This is a genomic window from Pseudomonas sp. DW-iso17 (assembly GCF_058725345.1).
This window is the reverse complement of the sequence record NZ_JBZXEA010000009.1, coordinates 1-21,348: the sequence shown is the minus strand read 5'-3', so window position 1 is coordinate 21,348 and position 21,348 is coordinate 1. Positions and strand designations below refer to the sequence as shown.

15 protein-coding genes are annotated in these 21,348 nt (G+C 60.7%); 7 read left to right on the top strand and 8 right to left on the bottom strand.

Features of this window, described 5'->3' with window-relative positions; translation table 11 throughout:
• Nucleotide 1: 1 nt before the first annotated feature.
• The 5 genes from AC4PS6_RS07100 to AC4PS6_RS07080 form a co-directional block, all read right to left on the bottom strand.
• Nucleotides 2-487 (bottom strand): CS1 type fimbrial major subunit, encoded by a 486-nt coding sequence (locus AC4PS6_RS07100; RefSeq protein ID WP_336827119.1) that lies wholly within the window; start codon nt 485-487, stop codon nt 2-4.
• Nucleotides 484-1,236 (bottom strand): hypothetical protein, encoded by a 753-nt coding sequence (locus tag AC4PS6_RS07095; protein ID WP_014717096.1) that lies wholly within the window; start codon nt 1,234-1,236, stop codon nt 484-486. Before AC4PS6_RS07095 ends, AC4PS6_RS07100 begins: the two co-directional genes overlap by 4 nt.
• A gap of 69 nt (nt 1,237-1,305) precedes the next feature.
• The gene (locus AC4PS6_RS07090) at nt 1,306-2,511 is read right to left on the bottom strand and encodes a hypothetical protein (RefSeq protein WP_231125700.1); all 1,206 of its coding nucleotides are present in this window, start codon (nt 2,509-2,511) and stop codon (nt 1,306-1,308) included.
• Nucleotides 2,512-2,571: 60 nt separating this feature from the next.
• Complete coding sequence (locus tag AC4PS6_RS07085) at nt 2,572-5,094, bottom strand: CS1-pili formation C-terminal domain-containing protein (RefSeq protein ID WP_103451491.1); 2,523 nt, start codon at nt 5,092-5,094, stop codon at nt 2,572-2,574.
• 122 nt (nt 5,095-5,216) lie between these two features.
• Entirely contained in the window at nt 5,217-5,714 is a 498-nt protein-coding gene (locus AC4PS6_RS07080) for a CS1 type fimbrial major subunit (protein WP_172832672.1), read from the bottom strand.
• 491 nt (nt 5,715-6,205) lie between these two features.
• Here AC4PS6_RS07080 and AC4PS6_RS07075 point away from each other — a divergent pair, with 491 nt between their 5' ends.
• Nucleotides 6,206-6,715 carry a PadR family transcriptional regulator gene (locus AC4PS6_RS07075; RefSeq protein WP_014717092.1) on the top strand — a complete coding sequence of 170 codons (510 nt, stop codon included), beginning with the start codon at nt 6,206-6,208 and terminating at the stop codon, nt 6,713-6,715.
• The gene (locus tag AC4PS6_RS07070; RefSeq protein ID WP_020301197.1) at nt 6,712-7,479 is read left to right on the top strand and encodes a siderophore-interacting protein; all 768 of its coding nucleotides are present in this window, start codon (nt 6,712-6,714) and stop codon (nt 7,477-7,479) included. The genes AC4PS6_RS07075 and AC4PS6_RS07070 overlap by 4 nt, the downstream gene beginning before the upstream one ends.
• A 106-nt stretch (nt 7,480-7,585) precedes the next feature.
• Here AC4PS6_RS07070 and AC4PS6_RS07065 read toward each other — a convergent pair whose 3' ends face one another.
• Together AC4PS6_RS07065 and AC4PS6_RS07060 are read right to left on the bottom strand one after the other, a co-directional pair.
• Complete coding sequence (locus AC4PS6_RS07065; protein WP_014717090.1) at nt 7,586-8,212, bottom strand: Pr6Pr family membrane protein; 627 nt, start codon at nt 8,210-8,212, stop codon at nt 7,586-7,588.
• A 4-nt stretch (nt 8,213-8,216) separates the two neighbouring features.
• The gene (locus tag AC4PS6_RS07060) at nt 8,217-8,450 is read right to left on the bottom strand and encodes a VF530 family protein (protein ID WP_003188882.1); all 234 of its coding nucleotides are present in this window, start codon (nt 8,448-8,450) and stop codon (nt 8,217-8,219) included.
• A gap of 170 nt (nt 8,451-8,620) precedes the next feature.
• Between AC4PS6_RS07060 and AC4PS6_RS07055 the strand changes: the two genes are divergently transcribed.
• From AC4PS6_RS07055 to AC4PS6_RS07040, 4 genes are all read left to right on the top strand, one after another.
• Nucleotides 8,621-10,639, top strand: a complete 2,019-nt coding sequence (locus tag AC4PS6_RS07055) for a TonB-dependent receptor (RefSeq protein ID WP_019817673.1) — start codon at nt 8,621-8,623, stop codon at nt 10,637-10,639.
• A gap of 481 nt (nt 10,640-11,120) precedes the next feature.
• Nucleotides 11,121-13,538 carry a glucose/quinate/shikimate family membrane-bound PQQ-dependent dehydrogenase gene (locus AC4PS6_RS07050; protein WP_014717088.1) on the top strand — a complete coding sequence of 806 codons (2,418 nt, stop codon included), beginning with the start codon at nt 11,121-11,123 and terminating at the stop codon, nt 13,536-13,538.
• 167 nt (nt 13,539-13,705) lie between these two features.
• The gene (locus AC4PS6_RS07045) at nt 13,706-14,551 is read left to right on the top strand and encodes a 2OG-Fe(II) oxygenase (RefSeq protein ID WP_336827118.1); all 846 of its coding nucleotides are present in this window, start codon (nt 13,706-13,708) and stop codon (nt 14,549-14,551) included.
• Nucleotides 14,552-14,585: 34 nt separating this feature from the next.
• A complete protein-coding gene (locus AC4PS6_RS07040; protein ID WP_069868287.1) occupies nt 14,586-15,995 on the top strand; it encodes a pyridoxal phosphate-dependent decarboxylase family protein in 1,410 nt (469 codons plus the stop codon).
• A 125-nt stretch (nt 15,996-16,120) separates the two neighbouring features.
• Here the strand turns inward: AC4PS6_RS07040 and AC4PS6_RS07035 are convergent, their stop codons facing one another.
• Nucleotides 16,121-18,457 carry a putative bifunctional diguanylate cyclase/phosphodiesterase gene (locus AC4PS6_RS07035; protein WP_336827117.1) on the bottom strand — a complete coding sequence of 779 codons (2,337 nt, stop codon included), beginning with the start codon at nt 18,455-18,457 and terminating at the stop codon, nt 16,121-16,123.
• A gap of 332 nt (nt 18,458-18,789) precedes the next feature.
• Between AC4PS6_RS07035 and lon the strand changes: the two genes are divergently transcribed.
• Nucleotides 18,790-21,210, top strand: a complete 2,421-nt coding sequence (gene lon / locus AC4PS6_RS07030; RefSeq protein WP_014717083.1) for an endopeptidase La — start codon at nt 18,790-18,792, stop codon at nt 21,208-21,210.
• The last annotated feature ends 138 nt before the right edge of the window (nt 21,211-21,348 follow it).

Below are 21,348 nucleotides of genomic sequence, written 5' to 3'. Positions count from 1 at the left end.
TTCAAGGCGCAAGAAAATCAAACATCAGATGCACCGTGCCGTAGTAGGCCCCGCCCTGGTAACCCCCCTGCGGCTCGATCGCCGAAATATCCAGCTCGACGCGCCGGCCCATGCCCGCTTCGTCAGCGCTGAGTACCTGGGTCGAGTCCAGGGTCAGGGGCACCCGGTTGAACAGCACGCGCAAATCGATACGGTCATTGCCGCTCAACAGATAGGGCATGTCTCCCAGGCGTGCCGCAACGCCGCCATTGAGATTCTTGACGTCGAAATGCTTGCGCAGGCGGCCAAGCCGGGAGGTCGTCAAGTCCCAGGCCAGCAACTGATCCTGCCCCATCCAGTCGGGTTCGGAAGGCAAGACATAGGCTTCGTGGATCGGGATGGTCACCGACACATCAAAGCTCTGGCGTTCCTGAAACGCCATCGCTTGCCCGCCCAGGGTCAACGGCACCATCAGCGCCGCTAGTCGCGTCAATTGTCTAAATATCATCGGGTGACCTTCATCGGTTTTTTGTCCCGGCCTTCAACCAACTGGAAGCTGAATTGGCGTTCGACTTTCTTCTCGAATACCAGCTGGCGGCCAGGCAGGATGTGGTGCTTGGTGGTGGGTTCACAGTCGGTTTTCTTTGCCACTGAACAGTCCCGGAACTCATCGAGCACGACCGTACTGTTGCCGGCATTGCGCAGGGTGTACTGGCTGGCGGTCTCGCTGATCTGCGTATCGAAGCGGGTATCCTTGGGGCGCACGAAGAACACCGTGCCATAGCCCGCCATGACGTTGACCCCGGCTGCCAGGTCTTTTTTGTATTCGCTGCGCTCTGCGTCGGTGACCGCAAAGTCATCTTCCTTTTCCGGCACGACGGGGATAAAGCGCACACGAAAGTAACGCTCCTTGTCACGCTGGCCCATGTACAACAGACGAGTGCCCTGGCGTCCGCCGGCCGGCACGATCAGGCGCGCCGGGCTGGCCATCAGGCCGTCACGATTGGTGGTGCTGCCCTTGGCGTCGGTCATCGAGGCGACCGGCACTTCCCGGGAGGTACCGTCGGCGTTATAGATAATCTCCAGCACATTGACCTTGATGAACGCGGTACTGGTGCCGCCGTTGAATACCCGCTTGAGGTAGGAGCTGCGGTCGCCTTCCAGGTAGTCGTACACGACGCCGACGTTGATTGCCGGCCCCGCCTGCGCCGTCAACGACATCAGGAAAAGCCCGGCCCATAGCACTGCATGTTTCATAGTTGATTACGCCTTGTTGATTGAACGCGGCCCGCCACGACAGCGGGCCGATGTGCGGGCAAAACCCGCCTAGACTTCCGAATCCCAGATCACGGTGACTACGCCTGAATAGGTACTCCCGGGATGCTTGAGCATGTCGCCCACGTCTTCTTTGTCGACTTGAAAGTGCAGCGTGCCGGGACGGTTGTTGACGTAGTGCACGGACTGGATCAACTCGGTGCCTACCCCATCCCGGCGTAACGGCTGCCGGTTTACGGGCTCGTCGCGCTGGTTGTGCAGGCCAAACGGCAAGCTGACCGCGACCTGCAACGGCACCTCATCCCCCGCGCCGTTGCGCAGGCCGCAGGTGTTGCCGATCGCCAGGCCGCATTCAAGAGTCATCTTGAAACGCCCGCTGGAGAAAATGCTGAAGGTCTGATCACGGGACAATCGCGAGGGTTGCCGCCCGCGGTTGAGCCAGGCTTGCCAGCCGCCTTCGGGGAGCAGTTCGACACGGTTGCCGCCCGGAGGCAGGGTGACTTTGAGGATGTGCTCGACTTGCAGGGTGAAATTGAAGGTGGCGATGTTGTCGCTGGGAATCATCACGTCACCGAAGTCAAAGTCACCGCCAGGCCCCATGCTGTAAGTCAACGACCCGCGATACTCGCCGGCCGTCATGGTCAATGGGTTGGGCGTTCTGAGCTCGTAACCGTATTCCATATAGCTGTATTTGAGCCATGGAATGTCGTACCCCGGCGTGAGGCTGCACGCCCCGGCATTTTCTGGAACACTCCAGAAAAACAGCCCGAAATTGATCCACGCCGCGTGATAGCCCAGCCCCACACACGGCGGGGCGCCGGCCTTCCAATAAAAATCCCACGGTTTGCCCTCATACTGCCAAGCACTGACACCGGGCGGGTAGGCAATATCCCAGCGGGTCCCCACCCCGGCAATACGCATCTGCACGGTGGCGCTTTCGCCTGTGCCCGTGTGAGTCACCTGCACGTCGCGCCACGCTGAAGGCACTTTGAAATAGGCGCCTTGCCGCGGGTCGGTATGCCCGGCCGCAATCGGTGTGGCAGATTCAGCCCGGAACTCCATGTTGCGAATACTGAAGATATTAAGGGCCTCACATCGCGTCGGTATGTGCCAGGCGCATACGCCACTGTGAGCCGTGGTGTTCTTGAACTTGTTACTCATCGGGTTCGTCGGATCAGGCCGAAACACCGCCGTGATGTCCTCAACGAACGCCTGCGCCGTCAAGCTCGTACAGCCGAGTGCGAGTGCCAGGGGCATCGGCCTCAACAGTGTTTTTATTGCAGTGATAAAAGTCATCGAATTCCATCCAAGCCGCCGTCAACCGGCGGTGTCGGCCTTGTGGTTAGCTTCAGCCAGCGTGTCCGGCGTGCAACGCAGATCACCGATCATCAACACATCGTTTTCATTGGTCGTATGCCTCGGGTCGAGGCGGAACTGGCAGAGCAACTGGTTCTGGTAGCGCACTTGCAGGGTCGGTGAACTGGAACTCATCTCCATGGAGAAAAACCCGTCCACTTCGCTGACGCCACGGCTGGCGTGGTTGATCACGTGATGCCCCTTGAGCGGCGCGCCTCGCCCGTCCAGCAGGCGACCGAGTACGGTGACGGTTTTCATCACGGTGACCTTGCGGTAGTCCACACCGCCCTTGTTCAAGTGGTAACTGGAACGGGTGGGCTGGATATTGGCCGCCGGCGGGTGATTGCCTTCGAAGTCGAAGCTCACGCTGCTGCTCTTGTAGGCCGAGACCGGCACATAGTTGCGTCCTGGCCGCAACACGGCGCTGCCGCCGCCCAGGTCGTCGGCGCGCAGGGCAATTTCGTCGAGGTCGGTTTCCACATCGATGATCATGCCTGCCCCATTGCCCTGGTACTGGCTGCTCAGCAACATCTTGCCGGCGCCCGCGACGAACGTGCTGTTGAGGTTCAAGCCACCGCTGAAATCACCGTTGAAGGAGCTGCGCTGCACAAAGCCGTCACCACTGAGCGCATCGGTACTGAAGCTGGCCATACTCGACAAGCCGACGCCGTAGGTGTCGGTTATGGCTGTGGCCGAAACGCTTTGCAGCACGTGGTCGGTGAGGTCCTGGCGAATCGTCAGCGAGGCGTTGTTGTCACGCCCACCATCGCGGGCGGTGCGGGTGCCGACGCTGCCGGAAATCTGCCGGCCGTCTGTGCCCAGGTTCATGCTCAGGGTCACGTCGACGCCACGGTTGCGTTGGTCGTTGGTGCCGCTGCTGCCGGGTCGGTCGAATACCGAGAAACGCCAGTTGGCATCACTGCCGAACAGTTTGTCGTGGCGGCTCCAGCCCAAGTCCACGCCTGCCCCTTCCACATTGCCCTGGCTGTGGGAAACCCGCAGGTTCAAGGTGTTCTGTGCGTCGAGGCGGTGGTTGACCGACAGGGCAGAATTGCTCGCCTGGCCGACGAAGGTGTTGCGCCGCAGGCGTGTACCGTCGGGCAGGGTTTCGTAAGTGTCGCGAGTGTCGAGCCAACTGCGGTTATGGCTGAACACCAGGTTGGTCGCACCGAAACTGTAAAGCCCTTGCAGGTCCATGCCAGTGCCATGTTCCTGGGTTTGATACAGGTTGGCGTAGAGGCTGGTATTGCCGGCCACGGTCCAATCCACCGAGCCGCCGTACTGCAGTTGCTCGCGCACCTGGCGAGCGGACAGGCCGAGGATCACGCGCGGATGCACCAGGTAGTTGAGTGACGCACCGGCGGTGATCGCGCCGGAGGCCTGCTCATCCCAGTTGCTGAACAGCTTGGTCTCGCGCCCGGCAAACAGGTTGTAGCGCCACGGGTCGTCGGCGTTGCGCCAGTTGCTGGGCTTGTACACCAGTTCCTGGCTGGTGCTGGTGGTGAGACCATCTTCCACCAGGCGCACTTCGACCTCATAGATGCCGCCCGGCAGTGGCCGGGTGTCCAGGGTTTGCAGGCCGGCCGTCACCGACTGGGTGTTGATCAACAAGCCATTGCGATAAATCTCTACCGCCGCCTGCCGACTGGCGGTGACGTAGATCGGATACACGCTGGGCTTGGCGTCATTGATCGCCAACGTGTCGGAACTGCCATACATCACACCCAGCGCCGTATCGGGGCTGGCGCCGAAGCTGCGCAGTTGACGGGTGAGGCCATCGGAATTCGGCGTGAAGTGGCCCAGGCGGAAAAACTGCCCTTGCAGTTCGCGCTGGGTGTACAGCTCGTGGATCGCATGACGCATTTGCGCCTCATCGCCACTCTGGCGGGCCAACTGCAGGTTGAACACCTGGCTCCAGTTACCCACGCTGGAGCTGGCTTGCAGGCCATAGCGGCCACCCAGGCTGTCTTGCTGGCTGCCATTGAGATTGAGCTGGTTATTGATGATCAACCCCAGGCTGCCGCCTTCCGGTTGGTCATAGAAACGCGGGGTGTCGTCTGCCAATTCGACGTTTTGCGTCAGGATCGACAACTGCGAGCTTTCGAGGTTGTAGTACGCCGAGATCATTTTTTGCGGGCAGGACTGGGTGCAGGCGCCCAGCGCCACGCCTTGTTCCAGCACGGCCTGCCAGGTGTCGCGGGTGGCCGCCGGGACTTTACTGTCACCGGTATCGGTAAATTCCAGAAGGGTCACGCGGTCGTCTTGAGACAACACGATCAAGGCTTCGCCGAGCAGTTGTTGGTCCAGGTCCACACGCACCGCCAGCGGCACATCAAAAAAATGGTCGGCAAACCCTGCGGGCAAGCCTTGGGCCTGAGAAATCAGGCTGCCGGGGGTGGCAGCGCCAGAAGTGGCGGGCGCTGCCAGGGCACTCGTACACACCAACAGCGCAAGCGCTGCCGCGATAGGCGTCATCGGAAACATGAACGGAATACTCGGAATGCCAGGGCCAAAAATGAAAATCAGGTCGGCAGACCGAGGAGGAAAAATCAGCCGACCTGCAAGTCATACAAGGGGTGCCCGTACGTCGCGGGCACTTATGGGTTTCAAGGCGTTGGCAATACCGCGTCGAACACCACCGGCATCACCGCGGTGTAGGAACCACGCTGGGTGGCCGACGGTTTGGCCGCGACGATGCGCATTTCAGCCCCCACGCCAGGGGTGGAGTCGGCTTCATTGACTACTTCCTGGGGGGTGCCGGTCAGCGTGACGCCATTGAGGCTGGTGGTGAGCGGGATGTTCTGCGACACGTCACCATTGAACAACACAGCCGGGCCACCTTCGATGTAAGCGTGTACCGAACCGTTGGTGTTCTTGAGATCGTAGATGGCGCTCAACGGAGCCAACTCGCCGCTGACCAGGTTGTAGCTCATGGTTTCGTCACGGCCCCAGTTCGGGTCACGCGGTTGTGCGTGGAACACGGTGGTCGGGATGTTTGCCTTGAGGTTGACGGTGTGACTGGCTTCACCTGCAGCGATAGCTGTTACCGAGGAAGACAAAGCCAAAACAGCCAGGGGAACAGCAACAGCAAACTTCTTGAACATGATCAGTACCTGCATTTATTAACATTGATTGGTTCGTTGCCAAGTACCACCTCAACAACGAATTACGCCGCTGGTTAGTTGAACCACACAACGCCAAACAATCATTCAATAAAATTAAAAGCAGGTATGCAGTCTTCTTCTCACACGCTCGTAGCCCTTGTAATCAGGGCGCGCGGGAAAAACATGGCACTTTGACCAAACTTTAAAATCCGCTGTAAGAAACAGGCTACACGGCAGTAAAAGCATAACCTGAAAACTACTGTAAGAACTGGACTACACCATACATACACTCGATTAAAAACTCACGACACTTAGCTCGAATTGGAGCGCCAACTCTAATTAAAGTTATAACTCTAAAGACGCTATTCGTCTATTCACATATTCCGATTTCCGGCTGCGTCTCACGCTGCCACGACCGTTGGTCGCCATAGGCTACCAACGACATAAGATATATCTTACGTTATATCTAAACCTGAGCAGAGAAGCCCTACATGAAGCATGATCATCGCGGCGAATTTGAAAAACGGGGTGGCCGTGGCCCCCGGGTGTTCGCCCCAGGCGACCTCAAGCTGCTGCTATTAGCCCTCATCGCTGAACAGCCCTGCCACGGCTACGACCTGATCCGCCGCATCGAAGGCTTGTTCGACGGCGCCTACAGCCCCAGCCCCGGCGTGATCTACCCCACCCTGACCTTTCTTGAAGAGAGCGAGTTGATCAGCGGCGACGCCGATGGCGGAAAAAAGCGCTACACAATCACCGACGCCGGTCGTCTCTTCTTAAGCGAGCAAGCCGTTGCCCTGGACGGCGTGCGCATGCGTATCGATGTCAGCAAGCGCTCGCTGCGCGGGCACGACCGCCCACCCGAGATCCACGAGGCGGTGCACAACCTGCGCCATGCCTTGCACTCACACCACGGGCACTGGAGCCCGGAAGAAATCGTTCGTGTCGCGGCGCTGCTCAACGGCACCGCCCAAGCTATTGCCGACGGGAGAGATCAATGAACACACAAGCCATCCATCGCGTGACCCACGACATCAAACGCCGCCGCCTGCAAGTACTGCGGGTGGTGGATATCACCCCGCGTATGCGCCGTATCACCTTGGGTGGGCCGGAACTGGCAGGTTTCATCAGCCTGGGCAGCGACGATCACATCAAACTGCTGTTCCCGCAGAACGCCGCCGAACAAGCGGCGCTGGAAAGCCCGACGTTCGCCATCAAGGGCGACGGCCCGCAACCCGCCATGCGCGACTACACGCCACGGCGTTACGACCTGGACATCGGCGAGCTGGACATCGACTTCGTGCTGCACGGCGATGGCCCTGCCTCCACCTGGGCCGAGCAGGTACAGGTCGGCCAGCATCTTTATATCGGTGGGCCAAGGGGTTCGATGATCGTGCCGGACATCTTCGACAGCTACCTGCTGATCGGTGATGAAACCGCCCTGCCCGCCATCGGTCGACGCCTGGAAGAATTACCGGCCGGGCGCAAGGTGCTGGCGGTGATTGAAATCGCCGATGCGGCGGAACAACAGGTGCTCGGCAGCGCAGCCGAAGTCGAGGTGATCTGGGTTCTGCGCGGCCACGATGACCTGCTCGATGTAGTGCGCAACCTGACGCTGCCCAGCGGGGCGTTGTACAGCTTCGTCGCCACCGAAACCAAGCTGTCGCGCCAGGTACGGCGGGTGCTGCTGGATACGCACAAGGTCAACGAGGAATACCTCAAGGCCGTGGGTTACTGGCGTGCTGAGGGCAGCGAAGAAGAATGATTAAGGTGGGAGCGGGCTTGCCTGCGATGCAAGCACCTCGGTTTATCAGGTACACCGAGGTGATGCTATCGCAGGCAAGCCAGCTCCCACATTAATGGTGCTCACTTTAAATCGAGGGGGATTTGAGGCGCTTGTCCAGGCCAATGATCGCCAACGCGATGACGATGAACCCTGCCAAAATCCCTGCGGCATTCACAAACACCTGTGGATAACCGAGGCTGTCCACATCCATGAACGGGTACTGATACTGCCCGAGCATATGCCCCCGCAGCAGCACATAACCGAAGTACACCAATGGGTAGATCACCCAGCCGGCAATGTGTTTGAGCCGCAACGTACCCTTGGGCACACACCGCCACCAATACACCACAAACAACAGCGGCATGACGTCGTGCAGCAACTCATCGGCGATAAATTGAAAGCCTTGCGGGCTCCACAGATGCCGCAGCAGCAGGTTGTAGGCCAGGCTTACCACCACGATGCTCGCGGCAATCGCGCTACTGATGCGAGGCGCGAGGAAAAACCGCTTGGCGCCAGAGTCGCGCTTGACCAGCGCGTAGCTGAGCACCACGACCACCAGGGTATTGGTCAGCACGGTGAAGAAGCTGAAGAAACTGATCAGGCCGCCCAGCAAGCTCGCGCCACTGGTCCAGCGCGAATAGAGAATCAGGTATTGCTGGATCGCCAACCCCACCCAACCGGCCAAGGCTGCCGTCGCGACAAAGCGCTTCATGCTTTCAATCCAGGGGGCGCTTGGTACGCATCAGCTTGACGTACAAACCTTCGACCTTTTCCCGCGCCCACGGGGTTTTGCGCAGGAAAGTCAGGCTCGACTTGATGCTCGGGTCACTCTTGAAGCAGCGGATATCAATGCGCTCGGCCAAGCCGCTCCACTCGTAATGCTCCACCAGGGTGGTGAGCACGTGTTGCAGGGTCACACCGTGGAGCGGGTCGTTGCTTGTCGCGGTCATGCCAGGCCTTTTGCAAAAAGAGGAAACACAGCCGCGCACCTTAGCCGACGGGGCGTGCAGGTGGAAGCATCGCATTGAATATAGCCCGCCAGGAAAAGTTCCCCTTCTACACAAAAAAGAGATGTTATATTGTAACTTAAATTATCAGTCATTTTGCCTAGGAATCTCCGATGTCGCTGCCTTCTCTCTGGCGCTTGTCGCCCCTCGCCGCCGCCCTGTTGATTGGCTCCCAGGCCCATGCCCTGGAACTGCCACCCCAAGTGGTCACCGGCAACCCGCTGGGCAGCGAACAGCTGGCCTCGCCCACCACTGTGCTGACAGGCGATGACCTGACCCTGCAACAAAAAGGCAGCCTCGGTGAAACCCTGAACAAGCAGCCGGGTGTGTCGTCTTCGTACTTTGGCCCGGGGGCCAGCCGCCCGATCATTCGCGGCCAGGACGGCGACCGCATTCGTATTCTGCGCAACGGTGTGGGGGCGCTGGATGCCTCGTCGCTGTCCTACGACCACGCGGTACCGCTGGACCCGATCAACGTTGACCGCATCGAAATCGTGCGGGGCCCGGCCGCCCTGCTGTACGGCGGCAGCGCCATCGGTGGGGTGGTCAACACCTTCGACAATCGCATCCCCACCGAGGCCATCGAGGGCATCCATGGCGCTGGCGAGTTGCGCTACGGCGGTGCCGACACCACCCGCAGCAGCGCGGGCAAGTTGGAGGCCGGCAACGGTACCTTCGCCCTGCACCTGGATGCCAATGGGCGCGAATTCAACGACCTTAAAATCCCAGGCTATGCCCGCAGCCGGCATGCACCGGAGAGCGAGGACGGCCCCGGCAAAAACGGGCGCCTGGGCAACAGCAATGGGCGCCAGGACGGCGGTGCGGTGGGCGGTTCCTACACCTGGGACGATGGTTATGCCGGGCTGTCATACAGCAATTACGACAGTAACTACGGCTCACCCGCCGAGCAGGATGTGCGCATCCGCATGAAACAGGACCACTACGCCTTTGCGTCCGAGATCCGCAACCTGCAAGGGCCGTTTACCTCGGTGAAAATAGACGCCGGTTACACTGACTACGAACACCGGGAAATCGAAGGCGGCGAAACCGGCACCACCTTCAAGAACAAAGGCTATGAAGCCCGCGTTGAAGCCCGACACCAGCCGATTGGCCCGTTCGATGGCGTGGTCGGCGCCCAAGTGACGCGCAACGAATTCTCGGCCCTGGGCGAAGAAGCTTTCGTGCCACAGAGCGACACCAACGCCGGCGCGCTGTTTATCCTCGAAGAAATGCAAGCCACTGAACGCCTGAAACTCAGCCTCGGCGCACGCGTGGAACACACCAGCGTCGACCCGAACGCCAAAGGCAACGAGCGTTTTGCCAATGCCGACAAGAGCAATAACTTCACCGCCGGCAGCTTGTCGTCTGGCGCTGTCTACACCCTTACGCCGGTCTGGTCCCTGGCCGCCACCCTGGGCTACACCGAACGCGCACCGACCTTCTACGAGCTGTATGCCAACGGCGCCCACGTCGCCACCGGCACCTACGAGTTGGGCGATGCCAACCTGAAGAAAGAAAAAGCCGTGTCCAGCGACCTGGCGCTGCGCTTTGACAACGGCACCCACAAGGGCAGCTTTGGCGTGTTCTATAGCCGCTTCTCCAATTACATCGGTTTGCTCGGCACTGGCCGTACGCTAAACGACGAAGGTGAAGAGGACGCGGGCGGTATTCCCGAGTACGAATATTCTGGCGTACGAGCACGCTTCGCCGGCTTCGAAGCCCAGGATCACTGGAAGCTCGGCGAAGGCGCCTACGGCAAGTTTGCGCTGGAACTGTCGGGCGACTACACCCGCGCCACCAACCTGGACACCGGCGAAGCCTTGCCGCGCATTGCGCCATTGCGTTTGAACAGCGGCTTGCTGTGGGAACTGGATCGCTGGCAAGCGCGTATCGACGTGGAACATGCCGCGGGCCAAGGGCGTGTGCCGGATAACGAAAGCGGCACCGATGGCTACACCACCCTCGGCGCCAGCGCGGGGTATCGCTTCAATGTGGGTGGCAGCCAGTGGCTGGCCTTCGTCAACGGAGAAAACCTGACCAACCAGACCGTGCGCTATGCCAGCTCGATCCTGCGCGATATCGCGCCGGCGCCAGGTAGAAGCGTGCAGTTCGGCGTTCGCACTACCTTCTAATCATCACCGAAAATCCCCTGTGGGAGCGGGCTTGCTCGCGAAAGCGTTGGGTCAGTCAACATCAATGTTTGCTGGGCCGACGTCTTCGCAGGCAAGCCAGCTCCCACATTTGAACGTCGTTGCGTTGAGCATTGCGTTCGCTTGACTGATCGGTATTGGGGCGACTATCTGTCACTGTTACCAAAACTGAAATGATGCATCTTGCGATTCACCCTTTCTCAAAACGCCCCGCCGCATTATCCTTCGCAACAATCTGAAACGCTTCAGCTCCCGGTCGACTCCTTTTGCCGAATCTCTTTTTGCTCAAAGACAGCGCTGTCTTAATCCGACCTGCGCTCGGGAGTTTATTGCCTGCCTGTGGATAACCCGGTTACCCACAGAAAAAACCAAAAATAACGATGAACCAAGCCCGAGCCGAATCGTCATCTACAGTGAGTGAAGCACGGGGTTACATAATTCCAACGTAACGGAGAAACACACTATGAGCACTGATGGTGCCTCAAGCCCAAGCCGCCTGTTGCCCAGGCTGCTAGGCGTCTTGCTGCTGATCATGGGGCTGGCCTTGCTGGCTGGCGGCGTCAAGCTGAGCATGCTCGGCGGGTCGCTGTACTACCTGCTCGCCGGTATCGGCATCACCCTGACCGGCGTGTTGCTGCTGGCCACCCGCCGCGCCGCGCTGGGCTTGTACGCACTGGTGTTGTTCGCCAGCACCGTGTGGGCCTTGTGGGAAGTCGGCCTGGACTGGTGGCAGTTGGTGCCGCGCCTGGCCCTGCTGTTCGCCTTGGGCATCGTCATGCTGTTGCCGTGGTTTCGTCGTCCGTTGCTGCGTGGCCAAGCGGCCCCGCTGGGTACCGGCGCGCTGAGCGTTGCCGTGGTGCTGGCGGGCGCGACCGCCCTGGCCAGCCAATTCACCAACCCAGGTGAAATGGTCAAGACCGGCCAACTGGACCGCGACGCGGTGCCGGGTATGGCCAGCGCTGCGCCAACCCAGGCCGATGGCGACTGGAACTCCTATGGCCGCTCGGCCTTCGGTGACCGTTACTCGCCACTGGCACAGATCACCCCGGAAAACGCCCATAAGCTGGTGCCGGCGTGGACTTATCGCACGGGCGACATCCCTGGCCCAGGCGATCCCGGTGAAACCACCGCGGAAAATACCCCGCTGAAAGTCAATGGCATGCTCTACGTGTGCACACCGCACAGCCAAGTGATTGCCCTGGACCCGGATACCGGCAAGGAAATCTGGCGTTTCGACCCGAAGATCACCACCCAGGGTGCTGAGAGCTTCAAAGGTTGGGCGCACATGACCTGCCGTGGCGTGTCGTACCACGATGACGCCGCCTACGCTTCCGAGCAGAGCCCGACTGGCACTGCCAGCCCGGCCGCCGCTCCGAATGCCTGCCCGAAACGCATCTTCGTGCCGACCGCCGATACCCGTCTGATCGCCCTGAACGCCGACACCGGCAAGATGTGCGAAGACTTCGGTGACAAAGGTCAGGTCGACCTGCGTGCCAACATCGGCAGCTTCGCCCCAGGCGGTTACTACTCCACGTCGCCACCGGCCGTGACCAAGAACCTGGTCGTGATCGGCGGTCACGTGACCGACAACGTTTCCATCGACGAGCCAAGCGGCGTGATCCGCGCGTTCGACGTGCACACCGGCAAGCTGGTGTGGAACTGGGACAGCGGCAACCCGGACGACACCACCCCGTTGGCCGAGGGCAAGACCTACACCCGCAACTCGCCGAACATGTGGTCCATGTTCGCCGTGGATGAAAAACTCGGCATGCTCTACCTGCCGATGGGCAACCAGATGCCCGACCAGTACGGCGGCGACCGTACCGATGAGTCCGAGAAGTACGCCGCTGGCTTGACCGCCCTGGACATCGACACCGGCCACGTGAAGTGGACCTTCCAGTTCACCCACCACGACCTGTGGGACATGGACGTGGGCGGCCAGCCTTCGCTGATCGACATCAAGACCGCTGCGGGCGTGAAGCAGGCAGTGATGGCGTCGACCAAGCAAGGCAGCATCTACGTGCTGGACCGCGCCACTGGCCAGCCAGTGGTGCCCGTCAATGAAATCCCGGTGCCACAGGGAGCAGTGGCGGGCGACCGCACCTCCCCTACCCAACCCAAGTCCGACCTGAACTTCATGCCGCCGCCGTTGAAAGAACGCGACATGTGGGGCGTGACACCGTTCGACCAGATGCTGTGCCGGATCGACTTCAAATCCATGCGCTACGACGGCCCGTTCACACCGCCGTCCCTGCAAGGTTCGATCGTGTACCCAGGCAACTTCGGCGTGTTCGACTGGGGCGGCATCTCGGTTGACCCGGTGCGCCAGATCGCCTTCGTGAACCCAAGCTACATGGCGTTCAAATCGAAGCTGATCCCGGCTGCCGACATTGCCAAGCAAGGCCCACGCGTCAGCGAAACCGAAGGCGTGCAGCCGAACAAAGGCGCCCCGTATGGTGTGATCCTTGAAGCGCTGCTGTCGCCGATGGGCCTGCCGTGCCAGGCACCGGCCTGGGGCTACGTGGCGGCGGTCGACCTGACCACCCACCAGACCATCTGGATGCACAAGAACGGCACCGTGCGTGATAGCTCGCCGGTTCCAATCCCACTGACCATGGGCGTGCCTAGCCTGGGCGGTACGTTCACCACCGCCGGTGGCGTCGCGTTCCTCAGCGGTACCCTGGACCAGTACCTGCGTGCCTATGACGTGAAGAACGGCAAGCAACTGTGGGAAGGCCGCCTGCCTGCAGGCGCGCAAACCACCCCGATGACCTACACCGGCAAGGACGGCAAGCAATACGTGCTGGTCATGGCGGGCGGTCACGGTTCCCTGGGGACCAAGCAGGGTGACTATGTAATGGCGTTCAAACTGCCGGATTAAGCAACGCTGGCGGTACAAAAAAGCGGCGGCCCGAATGGGCAGCCGCTTTTTTTTGCCTGCCGAAAATGCCCCGGCGTTTCCCCTCAGCCCTTTAAAACTAATTTAGTGCGCACGCCCTGCGTAATACAAAAGGCGTACGGATAAAACTTTAAAGGGAGCTTCACTGCATGACGGACCATGTCGCTACAAAACCGATGCTTTCCACCCCCACAAAAATCCTGGAGCTTGAACACCTCAATACTGCCAGTTTGAAAAAACTCATCAGTGGCGAAGTGCTTGCCATTCGGGTACCTGAGTTTGCCAACGCAACCACCAGCGCACGGTTGATTCAGGCCATCGACGATACCGCCACCCTGGAACACTACGGCCATGAAACCTACGAAGAGGGGCGCGTCGTTCAGCACTTCTACGGTGTGCATCGCTGGGGCACGCCGTTCAACTCCACGTACGGCAAGGCCGCCGGCGGTGACGCCCAAGAAAAATATTATGCAGACGCGGCCCGTATGCGCGGCCATATCGACAGCCTCTGTGCGCCGCAAACGCCGCCCATTCAACAGCTGATGGAACAGTTCCAGGCGCTCTGGCCGCAAGGTGCGACAGCCGCTGCGTTCCAGGGCCGCCCAATGTTTTGCGGGATCATCCGCGTCATGTTCCCGGAGACGGCGCACCTCTCGGAAACGGTGCCCCATGTGGATTGCCTGCCCCGCACAGTCGCTGAACTGCAGCATCAATTCAGCGCCAATATCTACCTGCAAACACCGCCTTTGGGGGGCGAGTTGGTCATCTGGGATACCCAAGCCTTTGGCTATGAGGAGGTCAAGCGCTTCGAGGGTGCCCAACTGCCCGAACAGTGTTTACAAAAACCGCTGCGCATCCGCCCACGCCAGAACGAACTGGTGCTCATCAATACCCGCCGCCCCCACGCCATCTGTGGGTTCGATTCGGGAAAACGCGTCAGCATGCAGTCGTTTATTGGCTATAACGCCGGCGAACCGTTTTACTTCTGGTGCTAATACTTTTATTGCTCGTGCACATGGACGTTTATCTATGACCCCCGAAGAATTCCGCCAACATGGCTATGCCATGATCGACCTGATTGCAGACTACCGACAGAACATCGAACAACGCGGCGTGCAGCCCACCACCCAACCTGGCGAGATCAAAGCCGCCCTGCCGGTCAGCCCGCCTGAAACCGCCGAACCGTTCGAACAGATCATGGGCGATGTCGAAAAACTGATCATGCCCGGCTTGCTGCATTGGCAGCATCCCAGTTTCTTCGGGTTCTTCCCTTCCAATGTGGAACTGTCCTCAGTGCTGGGCGATTGCCTGAGCACCGGCCTGGGTGTGATTGGGTTGTCCTGGCAATCCAGCCCGGCCCTCACCGAAATCGAAGAAGTCACCACCGATTGGCTGCGCGACATGCTCGGCCTGGGCAGCACGTGGAGCGGTGTGATCCAGGACTCTGCGTCCACGTCCACGCTGGTGGCGCTTATCAGCGCCCGGGAACGCAGCTCCGATTACGCGCTGATGCACAACGGCCTGCAAAACAGCGGCGCGCCCCTGATCGTCTACACCTCAGCCCATGCCCACAGCTCGGTCAACAAGGCGGCGATCCTGGCCGGATTCGGCCAGAACCATATCCGCACCATCGCCACCGATGCACACAATGCAATGTCGCCCCAGGCACTGGCGCACGCCATCGCACAGGACCTGGCCGCCGGCAACACGCCCTGCGTGGTGATTGCCACCACCGGCACCACGGCCGCCATGGCGATCGACCCTCTGGCGGCCATTGGCGACCTGACCCAACGCCACGGCCTGTGGCTGCATGTAGACTCGGCCATGGCTGGCGCCGCGATGATCCTGCCAGAATGCCGGGCCTTGTGGGATGGCATCGAAAAGGCTGACTCCCTAGTGCTCAACCCGCACAAATGGCTGGGCGCGGCCTTCGATTGCTCGGTGTATTTCGTGCGCGACCCCGAGCATTTGATTCGCATCATGACCACCAACCCGAGTTACCTGCAGTCCAGCGCAGACGGCCAAGTGCGAAACTACCGTGACTGGCGGATCTCCCTGGGCAGCCGTTTCCGCGCTTTGAAGTTGTGGTTCCTGATACGCGAGCAAGGCGTCAGCGGCCTGCAAGCGCGGTTGCGGCGAGACCTGGCCAATGCGCGCTGGCTGGCAGAGCAGATCGAAGCCAGCGAACACTGGACGCTGGTGGCCACGCCCGCCTTGCAAACCTTGTGCATTCGCCATGAGCCGCCGGGTTTGCAAGGCCAGGCACTGGACCATCACACCCGAGCCTGGGCAGAAAAACTCAACCAGTCAGGCGATGCCTACGTCACCCCCGCCCTCCTCGATGAGCGCTGGATGGTGAGGGTGTCCATCGGCGCGCTGGGCACCGAGCATCAGCATGTCCAGAGGTTGTGGGTGCGATTGCAAACCCTGGTCGCTTGAACGCTGCCAAAGTAGCCCCCCTGTGGCGAGGGAGCTTGCTCCCGCTGGGCTGCGCAGCGGCCCCAAAATCGTGGGAGCGCTTCGCACTCCAGCGGGAGCAAGCTCCCTCGCCACAGTCAAACTGTCTAGGTTGGCACCTGCTCACGCCGCATCCACCGCTCGAACGCCAAGGCATTGAGCGGCCGGCTGATCAGGTAGCCTTGGGCCGTGTCGCAGTTCCAGCGTTTGAGCAAGGTGAGGCTGTGCTCGAACTCCACGCCCTCGGCCACCACCTTGAGCCCCAGGCTATGACTCATCTCGATGGTGGAGCGCACGATCACGCCGTCGCCGCTGGTGCTGTCGAGGTTGCGCACAAAGGACTGGTCGATCTTCAGCTCTTGCACCGGTAGGCGCTGCAATTGGGCGAGGGACGAGTAGCCGGTGCCGAAATCATCCACCGACAGGCTGATTCCGCAATTGCGCAGCTGCTCCAGCACGCTGAGGGCCTGCTGCGGGTTGTGCATGATGGCGCTCTCGGTGATTTCAAAAATCAAATGCTCGGCGTCCACGTGGTATTGGGCCAATAGCGCAGTGACGCGAATGGCCAAGTCATCATCCGCCAAGTCGTTCACGGAGATATTCACCGACAGCTGGATAACCAGCCCACGCTGCGCCCATTCGGCAATCTGGCGGATGGCTTCCTCGATCACCCATAGCGTTAGCGCGCTCATGCTACCGGTGCGTTCGGCCAGGGGAATGAACTCCCCGGGGGACACTTGCCCCAGCGTCGGGTGTTGCCAACGCAGCAAGGCTTCAGCCTGGCTCACATGGCCGTGCCGCAGATCGAGCTTGGGCTGGTAGCACAGGTACAACTCGCCTTCGATCACGGCGCGGCGCAAGTCGCGAATCAGGGTGATCTGGCGTTGGTGGGCGAGGTCGCGGTCCGGTTGGTAGATCTGCAAATGCCCCGGCAGGTTGGCCGCGTCGTGCCGGGCGATGGCCGCGCGGTTGATCAACTCTTCCACCTGCTGCCCATCAGCAGGGTACGCGGCGATGCCGATGCTCACTTCATGGCGCACTTCGTCATTGCCGATGCGCAGGGGTTCGGTCAACGCCCCATGCAACTGGTCGGCGCGGGCCACGGCTGAGTCGATCTCGGTGTTTTCCAGCAACAACAGAAACTCACTGCCGGCGATGCGTGCTGCGGTGTCGCTGGCCAACAGGCTGCTGGACAAGCAGCGGCTGGCCTCGCACAACATGTGCTCGACACCTTCGGGGCCAAACCCTTCGTTGATGACCCGGTAGTTTTCAATCCCCACGTACAGCAACACCACCGGCCGCCGTGCGCTGATCGCGCTGCCCAGGCGCTCCATGGCCAGGGCGCGGTTGGGCAGGCCGGTGAGCGGGTCATGCAAGGCATTGTGGGCCAGTTGCCGCTCGCGCAGGGCGATGCCGCTTTGCATGGCATTGAACGCACGCGCCAGCAGGCCGAACTCGTCGTGGCTGCGCACCCGCACCGGGGTGCGGTAGTCACCGGCCCCGATCCGTTCAGCGGCTTGCACCAGCGCATTGAGCGGGCGTGACACTCGCCGCGCCAGGAATAATGCCACCGCCAGCGAGACCAGCAGCACCGCCAGGGCAATCCCCATGAACTGCCGGTCCAGCGGCGCGAAGGATTCCAGCGCATGGTCCAGCGGGCTTTGCAGCAACACGCGCACTTCATCGCCTTCGCCGCTGTTGGCCAAGGGCAACACTTGGCTGAGCACACGCTGGCCATGGAACAGCTGGATCTTCGCCTCAGGATCGACCTGCGTGCCATGCAAGAGGCTGATGATGCTTGGGCGCCAATTGCCAGGGTGGGTGGTGAACAACTGACCGAGATGGCCGTCCTGCACACTGAGGAACGACACCTCCAGGTTGCTCATGGAGCGCAGTTCATGGGCGAATTGCGTGTCCATGGGAAAGCCCATGACCACGCGTGCGATCGGCACAGGCCCGAGCACATCTTTTTGCACCAGCAAATAGGGGCGCCCGGCCATGGCGACGATCAACATTTGCTGGCCGCTGCGCCGCGCCTTGCGCAAGGCATCGGCATACGGGAACAGCTGGCCGCGCGTCTGCATCAGCAGGGTACTGACCATGACCCTGTCATCCAGGCCCAGCACCATCACTTCGCTGGAACTGACCCCGGTGCCATGGGTGCCCAGGGCCTCCAGGATCGGCAGCGTCCGGCCGCCGGCCACCGCCTGCTTGAACGGCCCATCGGCGGTGAGCCAGTCCAACCCGTACTGCAAGCGCCGCCCGCGCAGGTCCAGCAGGCGCTCGAACACCTGCCGCCCCGTGTTCAGCTGTACGTCGGCCTGGTTCTCCACCGCCCGAGTGGTGGCAGCGTTCACGGCAAAATAGGTGGCGGCCACGACCACCAGTAACAACAGCGCCAGCACCCCGGCTATGCGGGTCTGAAACGTGTGGCGCCAATGCATGGCCGCGCCCTCGGGCCGTGCTCGTCGCTCTTGGCCGTGCTTTCCTTGTGTCATACGCGTCCCTGCCGACTGCTAACCGGCGTCAAAAAAACATCCTTTTTAATGGATTATTTTATTTAGGCAGGTTAGCTGGGACTGAGGATAAGTAAACCCAATAAAAGCTGGGCCTGACTGTCATATTATTGACGATCAATTCGAGAAGCGGAGGGGTAAAGTACGTTGACCCCACCTCTCCCGTTATTTCATGCAAATTGTTGCTAACGACGCCGCCCCATTGAAACCACCGCAACCCCGCCCCATCTAACCTGCATACTTACTGATGCAGGTGCCCCATGAGCGACCAGCAAGAATTTCCAGATTACGACCTCAACGATTACGCCGACCCCGAAAACGCTGAAGCCTCCTCGTCCAATACTGGCCTGGCCCTGCCTGGGCAAAACCTGCCGGACAAGGTTTACATCATCCCGATCCACAACCGGCCGTTTTTCCCGGCCCAAGTGTTGCCGGTGATCGTCAATGAAGAGCCCTGGGCCGAAACCCTGGAGTTGGTGAGCAAATCCGACCACCACTCCCTTGCGCTGTTTTTCATGGACACGCCGCCCGAAGACCCACGGCACTTCGACACCTCCGCCCTGCCGCTGTACGGCACCCTGGTGAAGGTGCACCACGCCAGCCGCGAGAACGGCAAGCTGCAATTCGTCGCCCAGGGCCTGACCCGCGTGCGCATCAAGACCTGGCTCAAGCACCACCGCCCACCGTACCTGGTGGAAGTCGAATACCCGCACCAGCCCAGCGAGCCGACCGATGAGGTCAAGGCCTACGGCATGGCGCTGATCAATGCGATCAAGGAACTGCTGCCCCTCAACCCGCTGTACAGCGAAGAGTTGAAGAACTACCTCAACCGCTTCAGCCCCAACGACCCGTCGCCGCTCACCGACTTTGCCGCCGCCCTCACCTCGGCGACAGGTAATGAACTGCAGGAAGTGCTGGACTGCGTGCCCATGCTCAAACGCATGGAAAAAGTGCTGCCGATGCTGCGCAAAGAGGTAGAAGTCGCGCGTCTGCAAAAAGAGCTCTCCGCCGAGGTAAACCGCAAGATCGGCGAGCACCAGCGTGAGTTCTTCCTCAAGGAACAACTCAAGGTCATCCAGCAGGAACTGGGCCTGACCAAGGACGATCGCAGCGCCGATGTCGAACAGTTCGAACAGCGCCTGCAAGGCAAGGTGCTGCCGGCGCAAGCGAAAAAACGCATTGATGAAGAACTGAACAAACTGTCGATCCTGGAAACCGGTTCGCCGGAATACGCCGTCACGCGCAACTACCTGGACTGGGCCACCTCGGTGCCGTGGGGCGTATACGGTGAAGACAAACTCGACCTCAAGCACGCGCGCAAAGTGCTCGACAAGCACCATGCGGGCCTGGATGACATCAAGAGCCGCATCCTCGAATTCCTCGCCGTGGGCGCCTACAAAGGCGAAGTCGCCGGTTCCATCGTGTTGCTGGTGGGCCCGCCCGGCGTGGGCAAGACGAGTGTGGGCAAGTCCATCGCCGAATCCCTGGGGCGGCCGTTCTATCGCTTCAGTGTTGGCGGCATGCGCGACGAGGCCGAGATCAAGGGCCACCGGCGCACCTACATCGGCGCCCTGCCCGGCAAGCTGGTGCAGGCGTTGAAAGACGTGGAAGTGATGAACCCGGTGATCATGCTCGACGAAATCGACAAGATGGGCCAGAGCTTCCAGGGCGACCCGGCGTCGGCGTTGCTGGAAACCCTGGACCCGGAACAGAACGTCGAATTCCTCGACCATTACCTGGACCTGCGCCTGGACCTGTCCAAAGTGCTGTTTGTGTGCACCGCCAACACCCTGGACTCGATCCCGGGCCCGTTGCTGGACCGCATGGAAGTAATTCGCCTGTCGGGCTATATCACCGAAGAAAAAGTCGCCATCGCCAAGCGCCACCTGTGGCCCAAGCAGTTGGAAAAAGCCGGCGTGGCCAAAAACAGCCTGACCATCACCGACGGCGCCCTGCGCGCATTGATCGATGGTTATGCTCGGGAAGCCGGCGTGCGCCAACTGGAGAAGCAACTGGGCAAGCTGGTGCGCAAGGCGGTGGTCAAGCTGCTGGATGAACCGGAGTCGGTGATCAAGATCGGCAACAAGGACCTGGAAAGCTCCCTGGGCATGCCCGTGTTCCGTAATGAGCAAGTGCTGTCCGGCACCGGCGTGATTACCGGCCTGGCCTGGACCAGCATGGGCGGCGCCACCTTGCCGATCGAAGCGACGCGCATCCACACGCTCAATCGCGGCTTCAAGCTCACCGGGCAGTTGGGTGAAGTGATGAAAGAGTCCGCCGAAATCGCCTACAGCTACATCAGTTCCAACCTGAAGTCGTTTGGCGGCGATGCGAAATTCTTCGACGAGGCCTTCGTGCACTTGCACGTGCCGGAAGGCGCCACGCCGAAAGACGGCCCGAGCGCCGGCGTGACCATGGCCAGTGCGTTGCTGTCCCTGGCCCGCAACCAACCGCCGAAAAAAGGCGTGGCGATGACCGGCGAACTGACCTTGACCGGGCATGTACTGCCGATTGGCGGGGTGCGCGAGAAGGTGATCGCGGCGCGGCGCCAGAAGATTCACGAGTTGATCTTGCCGGAGCCCAACCGTGGCAGCTTTGAAGAGTTGCCGGATTATTTGAAGGAAGGCATGACGGTGCACTTTGCCAAACGGTTTGCGGATGTGGCGAAGGTGCTCTTCTGATAGATCTCTAGCGCCTGGACTGGCCCTATCGCGGGCAAGCCCGGCTCCCACAGGGATCGGTGTTGTTAATGACAACGCGGTCAAGTGTGGGAGATTCTATGGTTGAGGGGCAACCCTCAACCAACTTTTGGCTGATAT